Annotated in this window: 16 protein-coding genes; 5 read left to right on the top strand and 11 right to left on the bottom strand. The window is 61.6% G+C overall.

Annotation, left to right across the window (positions count from 1 at the left end; translation table 11 throughout):
• Positions 1–10: 10 nt before the first annotated feature.
• Entirely contained in the window at positions 11–1,063 is a 1,053-nt protein-coding gene (gene bioU, locus NJU76_RS17475; protein ID WP_254530627.1) for a (S)-8-amino-7-oxononanoate synthase BioU, read from the bottom strand.
• 153 nt (positions 1,064–1,216) lie between these two features.
• Positions 1,217–2,323, bottom strand: a complete 1,107-nt coding sequence (bioB, locus tag NJU76_RS17470) for a biotin synthase BioB (RefSeq protein ID WP_254530626.1) — start codon at positions 2,321–2,323, stop codon at positions 1,217–1,219.
• A 253-nt stretch (positions 2,324–2,576) separates the two neighbouring features.
• Between bioB and NJU76_RS17465 the strand changes: the two genes are divergently transcribed.
• Positions 2,577–3,494, top strand: a complete 918-nt coding sequence (locus NJU76_RS17465) for a haloalkane dehalogenase (protein WP_254530625.1) — start codon at positions 2,577–2,579, stop codon at positions 3,492–3,494.
• A 72-nt stretch (positions 3,495–3,566) separates the two neighbouring features.
• Here the strand turns inward: NJU76_RS17465 and NJU76_RS17460 are convergent, their stop codons facing one another.
• Both NJU76_RS17460 and rbcL read right to left on the bottom strand, forming a co-directional pair.
• Positions 3,567–4,064 carry a hypothetical protein gene (locus NJU76_RS17460; protein ID WP_254530624.1) on the bottom strand — a complete coding sequence of 166 codons (498 nt, stop codon included), beginning with the start codon at positions 4,062–4,064 and terminating at the stop codon, positions 3,567–3,569.
• Positions 4,065–4,177: 113 nt separating this feature from the next.
• Positions 4,178–5,428: a type III ribulose-bisphosphate carboxylase gene (gene rbcL, locus NJU76_RS17455; RefSeq protein WP_254530623.1), complete on the bottom strand. Its 1,251-nt coding sequence runs from the start codon at positions 5,426–5,428 to the stop codon at positions 4,178–4,180.
• A 276-nt stretch (positions 5,429–5,704) separates the two neighbouring features.
• Here rbcL and NJU76_RS17450 point away from each other — a divergent pair, with 276 nt between their 5' ends.
• Complete coding sequence (locus NJU76_RS17450; protein ID WP_254530622.1) at positions 5,705–6,529, top strand: hypothetical protein; 825 nt, start codon at positions 5,705–5,707, stop codon at positions 6,527–6,529.
• Positions 6,530–7,135: 606 nt separating this feature from the next.
• Here the strand turns inward: NJU76_RS17450 and sucD are convergent.
• On the bottom strand, positions 7,136–8,008 hold the full coding sequence (gene sucD / locus NJU76_RS17445; protein ID WP_254530621.1) for a succinate--CoA ligase subunit alpha: 873 nt from the start codon (positions 8,006–8,008) through the stop codon (positions 7,136–7,138).
• Positions 8,005–9,156 (bottom strand): ADP-forming succinate--CoA ligase subunit beta, encoded by a 1,152-nt coding sequence (gene sucC / locus NJU76_RS17440; protein WP_254530620.1) that lies wholly within the window; start codon positions 9,154–9,156, stop codon positions 8,005–8,007. The genes sucD and sucC overlap by 4 nt, the downstream gene beginning before the upstream one ends.
• 350 nt (positions 9,157–9,506) lie before the next feature.
• Between sucC and NJU76_RS17435 the strand changes: the two genes are divergently transcribed.
• Positions 9,507–10,379 carry a UbiA family prenyltransferase gene (locus NJU76_RS17435; RefSeq protein ID WP_254530619.1) on the top strand — a complete coding sequence of 291 codons (873 nt, stop codon included), beginning with the start codon at positions 9,507–9,509 and terminating at the stop codon, positions 10,377–10,379.
• A gap of 245 nt (positions 10,380–10,624) precedes the next feature.
• Here the strand turns inward: NJU76_RS17435 and NJU76_RS17430 are convergent, their stop codons facing one another.
• Together NJU76_RS17430 and NJU76_RS17425 are read right to left on the bottom strand one after the other, a co-directional pair.
• Positions 10,625–10,852, bottom strand: coding sequence for a DUF5795 family protein (locus NJU76_RS17430; protein WP_254530618.1), 228 nt, complete (start codon positions 10,850–10,852; stop codon positions 10,625–10,627).
• Between the two features lie 314 nt (positions 10,853–11,166).
• Positions 11,167–12,087 (bottom strand): helix-turn-helix transcriptional regulator, encoded by a 921-nt coding sequence (locus NJU76_RS17425; RefSeq protein ID WP_254530617.1) that lies wholly within the window; start codon positions 12,085–12,087, stop codon positions 11,167–11,169.
• Positions 12,088–12,175: 88 nt separating this feature from the next.
• Here NJU76_RS17425 and NJU76_RS17420 point away from each other — a divergent pair, with 88 nt between their 5' ends.
• Positions 12,176–12,505, top strand: a complete 330-nt coding sequence (locus NJU76_RS17420; protein ID WP_254530616.1) for a hypothetical protein — start codon at positions 12,176–12,178, stop codon at positions 12,503–12,505.
• Here NJU76_RS17420 and NJU76_RS17415 read toward each other — a convergent pair whose 3' ends face one another.
• From NJU76_RS17415 to NJU76_RS17405, 3 genes are all read right to left on the bottom strand, one after another.
• A complete protein-coding gene (locus NJU76_RS17415; protein ID WP_254530615.1) occupies positions 12,506–13,279 on the bottom strand; it encodes an MOSC domain-containing protein in 774 nt (257 codons plus the stop codon).
• 90 nt (positions 13,280–13,369) lie between these two features.
• Positions 13,370–13,624 carry a HalOD1 output domain-containing protein gene (locus NJU76_RS17410; RefSeq protein WP_254530614.1) on the bottom strand — a complete coding sequence of 85 codons (255 nt, stop codon included), beginning with the start codon at positions 13,622–13,624 and terminating at the stop codon, positions 13,370–13,372.
• Positions 13,625–13,987: 363 nt separating this feature from the next.
• Entirely contained in the window at positions 13,988–15,190 is a 1,203-nt protein-coding gene (locus NJU76_RS17405) for an SMP-30/gluconolactonase/LRE family protein (protein ID WP_254530613.1), read from the bottom strand.
• A 254-nt stretch (positions 15,191–15,444) separates the two neighbouring features.
• On the opposite strand from NJU76_RS17405, the gene NJU76_RS17400 reads away from it, so the two are divergent.
• Positions 15,445–16,797, top strand: a complete 1,353-nt coding sequence (locus tag NJU76_RS17400) for an ABC transporter substrate-binding protein (RefSeq protein WP_254530612.1) — start codon at positions 15,445–15,447, stop codon at positions 16,795–16,797.
• Positions 16,798–16,876: the final 79 nt, after the last annotated feature.

Below are 16,876 nucleotides of genomic sequence, written 5' to 3'. Positions count from 1 at the left end.
CGTGTCGGACTTAGAATCCCGGCATCAGTTCTGCCGGACCGTAGACGCCGTACTCGCCGGCGCGGTTCCGACGCACGCCGGCTTTCAGGTAGCCCAGCGCGGGCCCATTGACGTTCGCCTCCATGCTCGTCGCGTCCCCGAGCTGGAACGCGTTCGTCGCCGTCTCGCCATCGAAGGTCGTTCCGGTCACACGCACCGTAGTCGTCGTCGGTTTCTCGTCGTTCCGAACGTCGAGGATTCCGCCGACGGAAACGTCTTCGGCGTCGCAAACGCCGGCGCGCTCGAGGAGGACGTCGTCGGCGTGTTCCATGTCTTCGAATTCGATGGCGCCGTCGTGTTCGTCGATGATCGCTTCGATCTCGTCGTCAGAGAGGTCGCGGGCGGTCTCGATGTCGTACTCAGGGAGGTGGGCAATGTCTTCACGGACGGTACCGCGATTGTCCTCGTACCCGGACTTGAGCCCGACGCCCCACCAGATGTCGACGTCCGTGACCTCGACGAACGACTGGGCCGCGAGCGAAGCGGCGCCGGTCAGCAGGCCGGGTGTCGCACCCGCACCGCAGATGAACGTGATGCCCGCATCCTCGAACTCGTCGCTGCGATCCTCGAGCATGTCGATCACGCGCGAGCGCTTGAGGACGTCGATCATGACTCCAGCGTAGCCGCCCTCGAGGAATCGGTCCGCAGTTCGCGGGATGAAATCGTGTTCGTAGTTCGGCAGCGCGAGCAAGACCGCGTCGATCCGGTCGCCGTGGTCGATGATCTCTCGAATCGGGTCGTCGCTGGCTCGAGCCTGACTCGAGGCGACGACGCCTCTGTCTTCGCCGTGTTGTTTCACGCCGCTCTCGGCGGTCGCCGCCCCGCCGTCGGTGCTGACCTCGTTGTCGATGTTACCCTCCGTCGCCGCCAGCAGTTCGTCGACTTCGAGGCCGTCGAAGTCGAACGCGACGCCGTGGCGGTCACACGCCGCGACGGGCGTCAGCGAATCCTTGTACTGACTTACCTCGAGCGCTCGTCGGCCGATTCCTCCGGTTCCGAGTACCGCAAACGTACTGTCGTTCATAGGTATCGTGTCTTCCGTTGTGTTCGTCTTCTTGCTCGTCTGTCGGTGCTGCGTTCGCTATCGACGGGTCGTCATACGGACTACTGTATGTCATTGCCGGTGCAACCGCGACCGTCCTGCGGGTGCACCGGTACATCGGTACAGCAGACCGTATCAGTCGTCGCTCGATTCTGCGCCTGTACTGGCCACCGTATCGGTCGGTGACTGTTCGGTACCGTCGTTGCGGGCCTTGACTGCCGCCGGATCGAACTCGTTGGCCTCCATGTTGGGCACCAAGCCCGCCCGTTCGATGATCTCGAGGTCTTCACCCGGCGACTGCCCGTCCGTCGTGAGATAATCCCCGGTGAGGATACCGTCTGCGCCGGCCTCGAGGGGCAAGTGTTGTTCGGCGGATGGAAGATTGGCCTCGCGGCCGCCGGTGAGTCGGACTCGCGCGTCCGGGTGGAGGAGCTTGTAGACCGCGACCGTCTTGACGATTTCTTCGGTCGTGATCTCAGTCCTCTGTTCGGCGAGCGGCGTCCCCTCGACCGGGTTGAGGACGTTCACCGGGAGCGAGGAGACACCGATGTCCTGCAGCGCGACGGCCGCCTCCACGCGGTCGACTGGGGTTTCCCCCATTCCGAGGATGACACCCGCACAGAGATCCATGCCGGCCGCCTTCGCTACGTCGAGCGTCTTCACTCGATCCTCGAAGCTGTGAGTGCCTACGATCTCGGGGAAGTATCGCGGAGAGGTCTCGATGTTGTGATTGTAGTGATTGATCCCCTCCGCAGCTAAGATTGTGGCCTCCTCTTTGGTGAGAATCCCGAGCGAGGCATCGACTTCGAGATCGCACTCCTCGCGAACGAGCCTGATCGACTCGAGGACGTCCGCCCACTCTTCCGGGCGTCGTTCCTTCGAGACGCCTTTTTCTGCGACCACGATACCGAATCGTTGGGCACCGTCGCGTTCGGCACGTTTCGCGGCCTCGAGGATTTTCTCTGGGCCGAGAAACCCGTAGGTGTCGATTCCCGTGTCGAAGTGGACCGATTGCGCACAGAAGCCACAGTCCTCGGCGCAGTTGCCCGCCTTCGCGTTGACGATGGAGCATGCATCGACCGTTCCGTCACCGAAGCGATCGCGCACGACCGCGCCGGCCTCAGCGAGCGGAGAGACCGGTTGGGCCATCAACGCCAGCCCGTCAGTTCTGTCGAGTCGCTCGCCGGCCAGGACCCGCTCGAGAGCATCGTCGACCGTCTCGTTTCCTGTCTCGTAAACCACACTGCTAGTTGCTGTTGACGAGACTATAATATTTTTGGATAGTCGCGCCAGGAGGAAGGTGACTGGAACTGTGAGCTGCAAATCGGCTCACGTCTGGTGACTTCGGCCGAATGAGCCAACACGGCCGACGAGCGGTTCTAGTCAACGGATGTGGTGTTCACAGAATTGCGAGGCGGCTGCCACGGGGCTTGACCCCGAGGCGGTTGACGTCGGTTTCCTAACCTTTGAATAGTGATGTGCAGTATGACGTCGTATGGTTGTTCGCGTGCCGGAGCGCCGATTCGATGACGTGCCGAATTTCGACTACGAGCCGCGGTACGTCGACGTGGGCGAGTTGCGCATGGCGTACGTCGAAACCGGCGGTGGCTCGACTGCCGACGAGAACGAGGAGACGTTTCTCTGTCTGCACGGTGAACCAACCTGGTCGTTTCTCTACCGGAAGATGATGCCTGTCCTCGCCGAGCGCGGCCGTGTGGTCGTCCCGGACCTGATCGGCTTCGGACGCTCCGATAGATACGAGGACCACGACGAATACACCGTCGAGATGCACTACGACGCGCTGCGGACGTTCGTGGAGGAACTCGAGCTTCGGAATGTTACGCTCGTCTGCCAGGACTGGGGCGGATTGCTCGGACTCGCGCTTTCGGCCGAACAACCGGATCGGTTCTCCCGTCTCGTGCCGATGAATACAGGTTTGCCCGACGGAACGCAGGAGATGACCGAGACGTGGCACGCGTTCGCGGAGATGGTCGCAACCGCAGACGACCTCGATATTGGGATGCTAGTCGCAAACGGCTGTTACCGCGACCTCTCCGGGGACGTGGTCGACGCGTACCGTGCACCGTTCCCCGACGACCAGTACATGGCGGGCGCACGGACGTTCCCGGGGCTGGTCCCACAATCGCCCGATGACCCGGGAGCCGAGTTGTTCGCCGAGACCCGGGATCGCCTCGCAGAATGGGAGAAACCGGCGTTCGTTCTGTTCGCGGAGAACGATCCGATTATGTCCGACAACCGGGACCCCCTTCGGAATCACATCCCGACCGCGAGCGAACAGCCCGATATCTGGATCGGTGAGGCCGCACACTTCCTGCAGGAAGATGCAGGGGCGGAAATCGCCGAACGGATCGTCGATTTCGTCGATCAGACAGCGTCGAACAGCGAGACCTGACTGCGGTAGCACAGCGATCGGGCGCCCCGAACGATCGGTTCGACCACTCGTCGACTCCGTCGTGTCGAACAGTCATCGCTGTTCGTCGAAGAAGTCTCTGAGTAACGGAAACCACGCACCCAGAACGGCGCCGAACGACAGGAGCGCGAAGAAGCTACCCGAATGGTTGTGTGGGACGGGATATCCGTGCCCCGTAACGAAACCGAGCACGACCGGCGCTCCGTACGCAACGACGGTTAGCCAGAGCAATGCTCCGTACGACAGACCTACGCAGGCACAGAGAAACGGATTCCGATAGCTCTCCGCGAGCGGCTGCGGGACGGACCGACCGTTCCCCAGCCGGATTACGATTGCCACGAATGGACCGGCTGCGAGGAAACTATGACAGAAAATTAGCGTCCACTCGTTGACGATTCCGTTCAATCCGTACACAGCAGCCACCGACCGAAGGTTTCCAGTCACATGTAAGACGCCGCCGAGTGCCACCCCCGCGATCAGTGCTGCTGTTACCGTCGTGAGAACGGTCACCGGCGACGGAAACCCACTGTGACGTGACTGTCTATAAGCCATGAGGGGATACATTAACGATATCCATAAATATATATCTGAAACCTAGACGAATGTCTCGTTCTGTGAGAGATTCGATCGAGGACGATCGAACCGATCGGTTTCGGACGCCGTAGTCATCGGGGTGTCTCGGATCCCCACTTTTCGAGCGCCGTCGCAAGTTCTTGGTGATCTTCCGCGTACTCGACGAGACGTTCGTCGGCCATCGTCGCGTCGACAGATTGTCGGAGTGCGTTCGCGCCTGCGAGCGTTCCGTCGGGGTGGCCGTGGACCCCTCCTCCGGCCTGGACGACGATATCTGTGCCGAGGGTATCGATGAGTTGGTCGACGACACCGGGATGGAGGCCCCCCGATGCGACGGGGAGAACAGGATTCAGGCCGTGGCACGCCCCCGTGAGCCACGCGTTGATGCCCGGCGTATCCTCGTTCTCGAGCTTTCCCAATCCAGCGGTTCCAGTGTGGATGTGATCGACGCCGCAGAGACGGGCGATTTGGGCGATGACGCGCATCGAAACGCCGTGGTGGTCGACCCGGTCAAACGCAGCGTGCATCGCGCGATGAGCGTGGATGGCCAGTCCGTGGTCTTCACACCGATCGCGGACGCTCTGAACGGCAGCCCAGCCACAGGTGATCACGTCGACCATCACGAATCCGCCGCCGTGTTCCGCGACGAGGTCGACGCGCTCTAGCATCTCGGTGGTCTCTGCGGTCACGTTCACGAGGTAATCTTTCCGCTCCCCGGTGTCCTCCTGTACGCGGTCGCGGGCAGCGAGACTCTCCGCGAGCCGGTCGACGAACGGGTTGAAACCCTGGTCGGTGAGGTTCTCGTCGTCTTTCAACAGATCGATCCCGCCGCGCCAGGCCGCTTCGCCGATCTTTACGTGGGCGTCTGTCGACAACCCTACTTTCGGTTTCGGCACCGTCGCCAGCACTGGACGATCGCCCGCATCCAGTTTCTCTCGGGCAACGCTCGTCCCGAACTTCGGACCCGGGAACCCGTCGACAATCGATTTCGGCCACCGACAGTTCTCGAGTCGGATCGAGTCGACGGCTTTCATGCCAAGGATGTTCCCCGCGATACACGAGAGGATCTGTGGCATGCTGCCGGCTTCGAACAGTTCCACGGGATAGGCGACCGTGACGTCGCTCCCGTCGATATCGCAGGCCACCGCGCCGAGATCCGTCAATTCGTTCTCGTCGACGTGTAACGCAGCCCACGTCCCGTTCGAGGATTCCGATGCGACACGACTCGCCGCCGCCTCCATCGACATGTCCGCGGCCGGTTCGATCGCGAACTCACAGACGAGTTCCGTCTCCACGGGTTCGTACTCGAGGTCCAGAAAATCGTCGTACTCGATCCCAGTCATGACAACGACCCACGTTCAATGGAGCCAGTAATAGGGTTTGTGCCGGCACTGCTCCGTGCGTCACCGACCGCACCCCGTCGATCGACTCCTCTCTCCAGAAAGAGTTTTTCCCTTCGTTTCCCGACGACCCGCAGCATTGTCAGATTGTCAAATTCTTGATTCGTCAGTTCCATCGCACAGCCAGAATGCCAATATATCACTTTTCCTACCTATCGTGCCTGAGAAAATTCCAAAAATTAAAGTCGCGTGATAATCCACTTCCATAGAAGCGAGGTCATGACAGATACCCCAATAGACACTAATCCGGGCGACGACGCGTTCGAAGTGGGCTCGAGCGTCGACGACCTGTTCGGGGAATTCGAGACCGGCGACGGTGCGGGGCACGGACGCCGGACGGCGACGGAACAGGGGAATGAAAATGGTACCAGAAGGCAGTCCAGCGCCAGGAGGAAATCCGGTACGAGAAGTAGGAGGAAATCCGAGGACGTCGAAGACAGAACGGCCGCCGAAGTCTTCGACCAACTGCGGACCGAAGCGACCGACAGTAACGGTGCCGACGATATCCTCGCAGACGAGAGTCCGGAGGATATCATCGCGAGCGCAGACGAGCCGGAACCGGAGCCGAACATCGCAGACGACCTGCTGGCCGACGAAGACGAACTCGCTGATCTCTTGCTCACCGGCCGCACGAAAGGCAAGGAGTTTCTCTGGGTCGAGACGGGACCGTCCACCAATTCTTCTACTCGCTCCAACACTGGCCGTCCATCAGCCTCGAGTCAGAGTCTCTCGATAGACAACCACACCACCGTGTCGAGTCAAAGTCACTCCACTGGTGACCGTACATCGACGTCGGCATCGAATCAAAACCGCTCCACCGGCGACCGGACGATGGCATCGAATCAGCAACTCTCCGAATCGAAAGACCCGCGCCGAAAACCGAAAGGTGTCGAATTTAGCTCGGACGAACCCGACACTACCACGACCGAACGAGGTGACAGCGATACGGAGGAGACGGGTCGTGAAGATGACTCCAAATCGGCAGACGACAACTCTTCGGGTTTCTTCGGCTGGCTTCGGTCGCTCCTTGGCAAACTATTCTGACTGCATCCGTCTCGTTTCAGCGAGCGGGAGGAAGGGTCCCTAGTTTGATGCGCGTCCGGTCGGAATCTCCCCGCGTGCCTCGAGCGCAGTCACGGATCGGGATGCCACCGCAGCCCGTTCCGACGAACGGTGAATGGTCGTGCGCCACAGTTTGGACAGCGCGTCCCGCCCGTTTTCGGGTCATCAATCCGCTCGGGAATCGTGTGCTGGTAACCACAGGCATCACACTCGATACTGACCGGCATCGCTGGCGAAATCCCCCGCGAGCAACAGTATGTTCGTGGTGCATGCGATAGCCGGGAGGGAGCCGTACCTCGGGTAGCCACGTACTATCAGGCTGAAACAGCTGGTGGTAGGAACGAAGAGAGTAACGCAGGCCGGAGTCTCATCGACCTCCGAGTACACCTGTGGCAGTTACGGAATATTCGAGACGAAGGCCTCGTTTTTCAGGGGCATGGCAAGACCGAAGCGCCTTGCTGCAACTGAAGTCGATCTGCGTTTTCAAGCACAGGGACAAAGCCGACAAACGGTGCGCATCCGCTGTCGATAGCACGGAAGCCGAATCCCCAATATGAGGCATCCTCGCGCTTTAGCGCGGGGAGGACCTCATGCGAGGAAGTCTTCGATGTGGTCGGCGACCTCCTCCGGGGTATCGCCGACGGGGACGCCGGCGTCGTTGAGCGCGGAAATTTTGCTTTCTGCCGTCCCAGTACCGGACCCGGAGACGATTGCGCCGGCGTGGCCCATTCGCTTGCCCGGTGGGGCCGTGCGACCGGCGATGAAGCCGGCGACGGGGGTGTCGACGTTGTCGTCGATGAACGCGGCGGCTTCCTCCTCGTCCTCACCGCCGATCTCGCCGCACATGACGATGGCATCGGTTTCGGGGTCGTTCTCGAACAGTTCGAGGGCATCGACGAAGTCGGTGCCGATGATCGGGTCGCCGCCGATACCGATCGCTGTGGTTTGGCCGATGCCCCGATTGGTCAGATTATCGACCACCTGGTAGGTCAGCGTCCCCGATCGGGAAACGAGGCCGACGTTCCCCGAAGCGAAGATGTTGCCCGGAAGAATGCCCAATTTGGCCTCGCCGGGAGTAATGAGACCGGGACAGTTCGGACCGATGAGGCGGGTGTCGGTTTCACTCAGGCGCTTGTTGACCCGCGCCATGTCCTGTGTCGGAATGCCCTCGGTGATCGCAACCGCGAGATCGAGACCTGAATCCAACGATTCGAATATCGCGTCACCGGCGAACGCAGGCGGCACGAAAATCACGGACGTGTCGGCGTTCTCCTCCTCAACCGCTTCGTGAACCGTGTCGTAGACGGGAACGCCGGCCGCTTCCTGCCCGCCCTTGCCGGGGACGGCACCGGCAACGACGTTGGTGCCGTACTCCATCATCTGTTCGGCGTGGAACTTTCCTTCGCCGCCGGTGATGCCCTGTACCACGACGCGCGTTTCGTCGTCGACTAGTACGCTCATTGGTCGTTCACCTCTCCAGCGTACGCGACGGCACGCTGAACTGCGTCCTCCAAGGTCTGTTCCACCGTCACGAGGTCCTCGTTGAGAATTTCCATGCCTTCCTCCCAGTTGGTCCCAGCAAGTCGAACGACGACTGGCTTGGGAATCTCATCGAACTGCTCTAAGGCTTCGTTGATACCGCGGGCGACCTCGTCACCGCGGGTGATCCCGCCGAAGATGTTGAAGACGACGCTGTCGACGTTGTCGTCCGAGAACACCATGTCGAGCGCGTTCGAGATTCGAGCGGCCTTCGCGCCGCCACCGACATCCAGGAAGTTCGCGGGCTGACCGCCGTAGTAGTCGACCAGGTCGAGTGTCGTCATCACGAGCCCCGCACCGTTACCGATGATGCCGACGTTCCCGTCCAGCCGGACGTAGTCGAAGTCGTACTCGTCGGCCATCCGTTCGAGTTCGTCGCCGCCGGCGGCTTCCGCCTCCATTTCGGCGAGTTCCGGCTGGCGAAAGAGCGCGTCCTCGTCGATGTTCATCACGGCGTCGGCCGCGACGACCTCGTCGCCGCTCGTGACCATCAGTGGATTGATTTCGGCATCGGCGCCGTCTTTGTCGTCCCAGAGCTGATAGAGCGTCGTGAGAATGCTCGAGACGTCACGAGCGACGGACTGCTCGACACCGGCGTCGTAGACTGCTCTTCTGGCTTGATAGGGGAGCATTCCGAAAGACGGGTCGATGTGCTCGCGGGCGATCGCATTGGGGTCCTCCTCGGCGACTTCTTCGATGTTGACGCCGCCCTTAGTCGAGACCATCGCCACGGGTTTCCCTTCGCCCCGGTCCATCGTGATCCCGACGTAGAGTTCGTTCACGAAGTCGACCGCCTCTTCGACGAGGACCTGGTCTACGTAATATCCCTTCAGATCCATCCCGAGTATCGACTCGGCGGCCTCGCGGGCCTCGTCCTCACCGTCGGCGAGTTTGATCCCGCCTGCCTTCCCGCGACCACCGACCTGTACCTGCGCCTTAACCGCTACCGGATACCCAATCTCCTCGGCCGCGGCGACGACACCGGCTACGTCGTCCGCGAGTTGGGAATCCGGCGTTGGAATCCCGGCATCGGCGAAGACCTGCTTCGCCTGGTACTCGTGTAATTTCATACCATTCGAACGGCCGTTCCGCCCTTGCTTAAATCCTGCCAGTTTCCACTCGCGACCGGATTTCCATCGACGTGTTTCGACTATATCGCCATCGGCGGTCACGTTCCGTTCTCGCACAAGCAGTCGGTCTGTGGATTGTCGACCGAAGCAGGCTCCATCTCTGCCGTATAGTCGAACTCCAGCAAGATAGTGGTCGCAGGTAGCCGATTTTCAGTATCAGTCTCAGATTTCCATCCGGTTCGTAGTGATTTTTCACGTCCGATACGATTCAACAGTTCGGAATCAAATTGAGGACTTCCAACACAGCATTCAAAGTCCGTCTGACCCTATCTCTCACACGAGGGCTTCCAGTGACGAACCCGACAACGACACACCGAACGCCACACTGGGTTTCGTCGATAGCTGCCGTCCTTCGGTTTCTGGTCCACAGCAATCTCTTTATCTCGCTGGCGACGGTCAGCGTCGTCGTCACGACGGTTTTCCTCGTCGACCTCCCGCTCGAGTCCTTGCCGCTGTTCATCGTCTTCGCAGTCACGATGTTCGTCTACACCGTCAACCGGTTGACCGACCTCGAGGAAGACGAACAGAACGTACCACAGCGAGCAGCATTCACGAAACGCTACGGGCGTCTCTGGCTGGCGTTCGGCGCCGGCCTCTACGTCATCGCGATCGGAGTCGCCGTCGCCCTGGGGCTGCCGGGAGCCGTGTACATGCTGCTCCCGCTCGTGGTGGCAGTACTGTACTCCGTCGGCGGCGTCAAGCACATGTTCCTGGTGAAAAATCTCGTCGTTGGCCTCGCCTGGGGCGCGATCCCGCTGGGCGTCGGGTACTACTACGGGTCGCTCAGTTCCATCGGGATCCAGTTTCTGTTCGCCTACGTGACCGTCATGATCACCATCGCCGCGGTGGTTTTCGACGTGAAAGACATCGAGGGCGATCGTGAAGAGGGCATCCCGACCGTTCCAAACCGGTACGGCCCGCAGATAACCCGGATCGTCTCGCTCGTCGCCACCATTGCTGTCGCTTTTGCGATCGTCACGCTCGTCGTGATCGACGTTGTTCCGTCCAAGTTCCTCGTCGTCCTCGCGATGAATGCGTACGTCTGTGCGTACATCCCGTTTGCGGCCCCCGATCTCGGCCCGCTGTATTACGGATTCGTCGTCGACGGGGAACACGTCTTTCTCGCCGCGGTCGTCGTCGTCCTCGAGTGGCTGGTGTGGTGACCAGACCGTATTTCTGAGTCAGACTGACGGGAGAGGGTCGAGTCAGTGTTCTGCACCGTCATGTTCGTCGAACCGTCCAGCGACGCGACGAATCGGTGCCGGACGTGGCACGTTCGTGTTACCGGTCGCTCGTGTTACGGTCTGGTCCGAGAGAACGCGGTGCTTTCTGCGGGTCCCGGAGCACGGGCCTCGCGGAGAATGCAGTTGCGGTCGGACGACAGCAGTCGTTCGAATGCCGGTGGCAGTCAGTCCCGATCGGTCCCGCTCCAGTCGCAGTCCTGGCACTTCCAGCCCGTCACGAGTTCGGTCACCGACGGCATGTACGTCACTTTCAGGACGTTACCACCACAGGCCGAACAGGCTTCGTCGGCCTCCTGTATCGAGTCGACTTCCATTACCGAGCCGTCCTCGACCATCTCGGCGAGTGTCCTGGCCGTTACCATTCGTCCCTGAACGACGCGATTCTCGCTCACACGTACAGTACCGGATGCCACGTCCTAAACGTTTCCCGAAGCCAGCGCTGTCCGGCCCTCTCGAGGATGAACGGTCGATCGGCAGCGACCAGAAATCTGGTGGCGAGAGGGTACCGGTGAACGTATAGCCGTTGGAGTGGCACTATCTCCACCCGTTCGCCGTCAGAATCACGTTAGAGTGGGGTTGCCGTTTCACCACCTACCGCATCGGCAATCGTGGTTCGTAAGAATATCAGTGTATCCCACACCGACTGTGCATACCGTGCACAGCGTGCAGATGGCACCACGAACGAATCGACCGCACTGCTTCTCTTCTACCGTTGCAGTTTGCCGTCGTCGATGGGTGTCGACTGCCGTTCGTACGCCTCGAACCGGTCGACCGCCCACTCCATGACCGTCGAATCGGTCGTCTCGAGGAGTGCCGTTGGCAGGCCGCTGTCGTCGTGAACACCAATCTGAACGGCATCATCGACGATTCCTAGATAGAACGGGATCTCGTCGTCGACGACTGAGACGGAGACGGTGTCGTAGCCGACGATCGCTGCGAACTCGTCCGCCACCGGCATCGCCGACAGTAACGTCTCGGCGACCGATCGAGTGACGACCAGTTCGAACGTGGCTCCCGCTTCGATGGGTGCCCGCGACATCTCGAGCGGCTTGCCCCCCGTGGCCGGCAACAACAGTCTGGCGCGGTTCACCTCGGTCAGGCTCACTGCGTGGTGGTCGGTCGGTCCGTATGGGTTCGCGGTCGTAGCTTCGACGACCGTCGCGTCGGCCAACCGCTCGAGGTCGAAATCGAGTTCACTCGCGGGGATTCGCTCGAACACCGGCCGCAGGCGTATCGCCGTGTCGATTCGTTCTAGTGCATTCGACACCCCTGCTGCGGTGAGGGCTCCGGCCGACGTAATTTCGTAATAGCGATCTCGCTCTCGAATGAGCCCTCGCTCTACCAGCCCGTGCAGGTTCCGTAAGAGTGTCGTCCGCACGACGTCTACCTCCTCTTTCAACGATTCCCTCGAGACGGGACTCGTGTCCTGCAATGTCTCGAGAACTCGAATCCGACACGGTGACCGCGCGACGAATTCGAGCGTCTCGACTGCATCCTGCTTCCGACCGTTCATCTTTCCTGGTTTTTCTGTGCGGATGTACTTTATCTCTCTGGCTGTTGATGATTCGATCCGACACCCGTCGCCGTTCGGGGGACTGCGTTCGAAGATTGCTGACGGCGGTCTCATGCGGGTTCTCTACAGTTTCCCACAGTGGTGTAGCCGGCATGTGTCTGCGCGCACAATCGTATAGACCGTCGCTCCCATAGCATTGAGCATGGAGACGCGATGGGCGACCGTCGACGGCGTCACCCTCGAGCTACCGACCGACTGCACCGTCACCGAACTCCGGGACGCGCTTTACAAACCCGACGATTCGGTGCTGATCGCCGTAACGGGGGATCTCGTCTCGGTCGTCCACGACGAAGCGCGACCCCTTTCCGAACTGGTCGCAGGCTGTGCGGAGACGTACTACTTCCGGCGGCCGAACGAACCCGAGCGAAACGAACTCCTGGCCGCGCCGGAACTCGAGACGGCGCTGCACGGGTCGGACGACGAGCACACGAGCGCGGAGACAACGTTCCAGCGTCCTGGGATCGACCACTGATCAGTCAGCGACGATTTCGATCGGGTCGTCGACGCGGAGCGTCCGGCCGCGGTCGGTGGCCAGCACGCGTGTCAGGATCATCACGGTATAGTAGTGATCGAACGCGTCCGCATCGGCCCAGGATGGAAACGACTTCTCGCGATTTCGGACGAACCGAGCCCGAAACGAGTCGTTCTGCGCTCCCGTGTCGGGATCACGCTGTGGCACGATACAGCGGCCACAGGGTGTCACACCCTCGAACCGAACGCCGCCGATCACGAACGTCGGTGCCCCCTCGCCGACGAATCGATCCTCCCAAAACGGCTCCACGCCGGCCACTTCGACGTTTGCCCGCAGTCGCCGTCTCACGCCATCGACCGTTAGCTCGTCGAACCAGGACGTGACGGTCCGAATCGTCGCCGTACTGATCACAGACGGCCCCATGTCGCGTCGGTCGACGAAACCGAGCGAGGCGTCTCGTTCGAGCGAGAGGTCCTCGTCGAAATACCCGCTAAACCAGGCTTCGGCGGGCCCGGGGTCGTCACCGAGCTCGAACCGGTGCATCGTCCCGTCCGGGGGCTCGACCGTGAGGGTACTCGTCTCCGGATCGTAATCCGTCTCGAGCCGGTGGACCTGTTCGGTCCGCTTGCCGTTTACCACGTCGCCGTTCGCGTCGAACAGGGCGAATTCCCTGTCGCCAGCTATCGTTCCGCCGTCGAGGACACTGGCCGTCTCGAGGTCGATGCCGTCGAGTCCCTTCACCGGATACACGGTGAGCTGCTCGAGTCGTGCCATATCATCCCTATTGACCACCGAGCTATCAGTCTTCGTTCGTCCGATCGAACCCTGGCCGACTCCGCGTCGTGGTCGGCGACGTCGGCTCGGTCAGTCGATCGTCACTTTCGGTTGGTCGGTGTCGTCGAACTCGACAGTAATTCGATGATCAGCGTAGGTGAACCCGATATGGCCCCTCCTGGGCCGACCGGACTCCGTGTCAGCAAAGATTGCCGCGAGCGCGTCCGGATCGACTGCTTCGAACAACGGTGGTAATTCCGTTGGATCTACCCCCTTGAGCGCTGCTACCCCGGTGACGATCCGTTCGCACACCTGGCCGGTGTCGACCGCGAGCGTCTGTCCCATTAGCATCTAACGCCACACACCTCCATTAATAGCTTACGAAATGATCAAAGCCGATACAAATTACCAGTAGCGCTCGTCCATCAATATGGTCGATTCGCTGGATCGGCACCGCAGATCAATGAACGCCCGAACGAGGCCGGTCGAGTCTTCCCGTCGTCGCTGCGCGACGAAGATGACGACAGTCGAGACGGGCAACTCGCGATGAATCGGCGATCATTGCTGCCACCCGATACGGCCGCAGAAACCGGATGGAATCACATCCCGTCGAATCACCAGGACGGTCTCTGTTGCTCGCACGTGTCTTGTCCACCCCGGTACTCGTTTATCCGGTTGTTGGTCCGGTTTCGGTCACTTTCCGTCGGCTCAGGCGCCGTCGTCATCGTGTCCGGCCCCGCCGTTTCCATCGTGTCCGGCTCCGCCGTCGTCGTCATGTCTGGCCCCGCCGTCGTCGTCATCGTGTCCGACTCCGCCGTCGTCGTCATCGTGTCCGGCTCCGCCGTTTCCATCGTGTCCGGTGACGGTGTGGAAATACCCGCGAACTCCGACGTCGATTCTCGCGAGGCTCGGCTCCGCGGCCTCCTCGTCCTGGAGGAACGTCCCGTAGGCGAAGTTTGCGATGTACAGCAACGTCGCTGTAGATCCGGTGGTCCCGAAGTGAACGTCGGCCGGGAAATCGAGGGGTGCTCCACTGACGACCGTTTCGAGTTGCTGGTCGTCCGTGATGCGGACGACCTCGTTTCGAGCGTTGACCGCGATGTACGGTGTCCCCTCCTCGTCGATCGTCATGCCGTCCGCGCCGACCAGCCCCTCGTCCTGAACGATCTGTTCTACCTGCCCGGCGCTCCCATCGTCGGCGACCGGGACTCGCATAACCGATCCCGCGTTGAGATTATCCACGTAGACGTCGCCGTCCGGATGAACTGCGAGGCCGTCCGCGCCGACCGGCGTTTGCGCCTCCGTGTTCGGCTCGAGCAGGGAATCCGAAACCCACGGCTCGGCATCGCCGTCGGTCGTCACCCGCCAGATCGCACCGCCAAGGTGATCTGAGACGAGGAGTGCGTCCTCCAGAGACGGATCGGGGATGATTCCGTTCGGCATCGACTCCTGGGCCGGCAGCGATGCGATCCGTTCGGGGTCGCCGCTCCCGTCAGGCTCGACGCGCCACACGCCGTGCGTTTCCGGTTGCCCCGATCCGTTTGCGACGTAGAGGACACCACCGAGGACCGTTATGCCGAGTAGCAGTCCCTGTCCGACGTCTATCGTCGCCACTGACGATTGATTGCCATCGGAGTCGACAGCGACGACCTGGCCCGCGGGGGCCATACTCAGATAGACCGTCCCATCGTCGTCTATCGCGATGTTTTCGGGCAGCGACGGCGGTTCGAAATCACTTACGATCTGGAGGGCCCCGTCGCCGTCCTGTGTCCCACCGACTCCGGTCGATATTCCCCCCAGTGAACCGACCGCAGCGACTGTTCCCAGAAACGACCGTCGCGACGGTCCTACTCGAGTCCGGGAACCGGAACCTGAACTGGTGCTCGTCTTACTCGGGTTGTCGGTAGTCATGCATTCGGCGACGGTCGACACTATCCGAAACCGGGTAAATGCGCCACACCGTTTCCCGGAAAACAAAGCAGTTACCGCCAGTTACAGGCGAAAAATTGTCTTGGCTGATCTTTATAGGTCATTACGGACGGCTTCGATGGGGTGGCTTCGAGGGTCGACGACCCAGTGGTGATCGACGGACGACGCCGGGCCGGCGGTGAGACCGACGCGGTGTGGGTCGGCACTTTATCACCTTAGCTGCGGTAGGGATTCCAATGGACGTTCGGACGTTTCCGGTCTTGACCGACGAAGACGAGGCGCTCGTCTCACGTCTCTCCGTCGGGATCGGCAAGAACGCGGCCCGCGTCCTGGCGTATCTGCTGTGTCGCCGTGCGGATCCCGAACTCGCGAACGCGGCGAATCGGACTGCAGTCCACATCGGCGCAGGAATAAGCAAGAACGCGGCGGGGGACGCGCTCAACGACCTGGTCGCTGCGGGTCTGATCGCCGAAACGACGGCACCGACCGCAGCACCAGGTCGACCGCCGAAGGCCTGGTACGCTGTCAATTCCGAGCCCGAGACGATTCGACGGACGTACGCCCGCCACGCCGGCCGACTGATCGAACAGGGCGAGCACACTGCGGCGGCCCTCGAGTCAGGGTCGAACGGACCCTCGCGAGCGGGCGAGGCCGATCCTGGCACGAAACCGGACTCCGACGACGACCCTGGCACCGTCACCAGCAACGGTGTGACCGCGGACGGCGTTCGACCGCCTCTCGAGCGCGTGACGGTCGGCCTCAACTGGCGGTCGAACGCCCTCCATCTCCCGCTGTTCGCCGCTCGAGGAGCCATCGCAAGCGACATGTCACTTACGTTCGACGAGTACGATGGCTCACGAGCGGCGGTGTCCGCTGTCACATCGGCGTCGTGCGACGTCGGGATCGCGGGTGCAGCGACGATCCTTCGGGAGCGAACCAGGGGCCAACCGATCGTCCCGATCGCGGTCTGTTTCCAGCGCTCGATGGTCGTCCTGTATACGACTCGACCGGCGTTCGGCGGCCCGTTCGACCGAATCGACCAACTCGAGGGGTGTCGCATCGGGATAACTTCGGGCACCGAGACGGAGTTACTCGGGCGACTCCTCCTCGAGCAGGCCGGACTTCGCGACACGGCCGAACTGGTCGATATCGACGGCGAAGAACAGGCGGCGCTCGAGTCCGGCGATGTCGACGCCGTGACGGGCATGGTTCCTGATCCCGACCGTCTCGAGACCGCGGAGCGAACCGTCGACGTCGTCACCGTGTCGGACGCATACCCGGCGTACGGCCCGGCGTTGATCGTGACCGAACGGACGCTTCGTCGGCGCCGGCGGTTTCTCGAGGACGTTCTCAGTTCGATACTGGCAGGGTGGGCGACCGCAGTAAACGCCACGTCGACGGCAGCGAACGACTTCGCGAACGAAACGGACCAGCCCCCGGAGCGAATCGCGCAGACGTTCGACGGGGTGACTGACCGGTTCGGGACAAGCGACGCGGTCACACGGCGGGGATGGGGATGGCACTCGCCGGACAAGTGGGAGAGTCTCCGGGACGCGTTGGCCCAGGGTGGAATGCTCGATCCCGTATGAGCCGCCCGTCGAAACCGTCTGCTCGGGATTCGAGCCGCCGGAAAGAAGCTGCCGGCGGTCGTCAGTTCGATGTCGGCCG

The organism is Natrinema gelatinilyticum (assembly GCF_024266705.1).
GTDB lineage: Archaea > Halobacteriota > Halobacteria > Halobacteriales > Natrialbaceae > Natrinema > Natrinema gelatinilyticum.
This window is presented reverse-complemented; position numbering and strand designations above follow the sequence as displayed.